The sequence below is a fragment of the Pseudoalteromonas sp. SR45-5 genome (assembly GCF_014163565.1).
Lineage (GTDB): Bacteria > Pseudomonadota > Gammaproteobacteria > Enterobacterales > Alteromonadaceae > Pseudoalteromonas > Pseudoalteromonas distincta.
Genome location: NZ_JACJDN010000825.1, coordinates 1 through 1,445, shown reverse-complemented (window position 1 = coordinate 1,445; position 1,445 = coordinate 1). Strand labels below are relative to the sequence as shown.

The 1,445-nt window shown below is 39.5% G+C and carries 1 protein-coding gene; it reads left to right on the top strand.

What is annotated here, in order from left to right; translation table 11 throughout:
- Window positions 1-113 precede the first annotated feature (113 nt).
- Window positions 114-1,445 (top strand): M24 family metallopeptidase (locus H5072_RS19365; protein ID WP_182694499.1); only part of this gene is annotated, 1,332 nt, incomplete at its 3' end.

The window sequence follows — 1,445 nt, the reverse complement described above, 5'->3', positions numbered from 1 at the left end:
CCAGCTAATTTAATTAGCTGGGCTTTTTTGTTTGTACGCTTTGTCTCAAATTATTTTTTTATAGTGTGGGTTCTGGCATGTTAAGTACAAATTAGCCTAAAAATAGCCCAACTATGCAATACAATAAATTATTACTAATAAGCGCATGTTTGCTCGCAACACTATTTGTAAGCCCTTTAGTTAAAGCCTCAGAACCTCCAACGATTCTATCAATGAAAGAGCGCGCAGCGTTTATAGATAAAATAACTGAGCTTAGAATCAATAGCTTAATGCCCTCGTTAATGAAGCAGCACAACACTGATATGTGGCTTCTTATAAGCCGCGAATACAATGAAGACCCAATATTAAAAACAATGCTGCCTGCAACATGGCTTTCAGCCAGACGCACCACTATTTTGCTATTTGCACTTAATAAACAAGGTGGTGTTGATGCTTACGCTATTGCGCCTTATAAAATAGGTAACGTATTTAAAAAAGGCTGGGATAAACAAACACAACCAAGCCAGTGGGAAGCACTCAATACACTTATTGAGCAATACAAACCTCGCAACATTGCGCTTAATACTTCTACCGACTGGGCACATGCCGATGGCCTTGTGCTAGGCGATTACAAAACCTTAATGGCTAACTTACCCGCCACTTATCACAATAAAATAATTTCTGCAGAGCCGCTTGGTGTTGCGTGGTTAGAACAACGCATTCCTGAAGAAGTTAAAATGTATAAACATATTGTGGCTATTGCTCATCATATTATTGCAGAGGGGTTTTCGGGTAAAACAATTACGGTGGGTGAAACAACTAGCGATGACTTGGTATGGTGGTTTAGAGAGCGTGTAAAAGAGCTAAAACTACAAACATGGTTTCATCCAAGCGTTGCTATTCAGCGCGCCGATACGAAGTCGTTTAATCATGAAGAAAGCTTCACTAATGGCTACGATGATAACGTTATACAAGCCGGTGATTTACTTCATGTCGATTTTGGGATTACTTATTTACGCTTAAATACCGACACGCAGCAGCATGCGTATGTGCTCAAAGAAAACGAAACGAGTGCGCCTAGTTACTTAGTTGAAGCACTAAAAAGCGGTAATAAACTCCAAGATATATTTACCAATCAATTTGCGGTAGGAAAAACCGGTAATGAAGTTTTAGCTGCAGCACGAAAAGCCGCTATTGCTCAGGGATTAAAACCCACTATTTATACTCATCCTCTTGGCTATCATGGTCATGCTGCTGGTACTACATTAGGTATGTGGGATTCTCAGCAAGGTGTACTGGGAGATGGGGACTATCCGCTACATTTAAATACGGCTTACTCAATTGAGCTTAACAATGCGGTGTTTATAAAGCAGTGGAATAAAGAAATAAGAATAATGCTAGAGGAAGATGCTATTTTTGATAAAAGCGGTGTCTGGTATTTAAATGGCCGACAAACACAATTATTG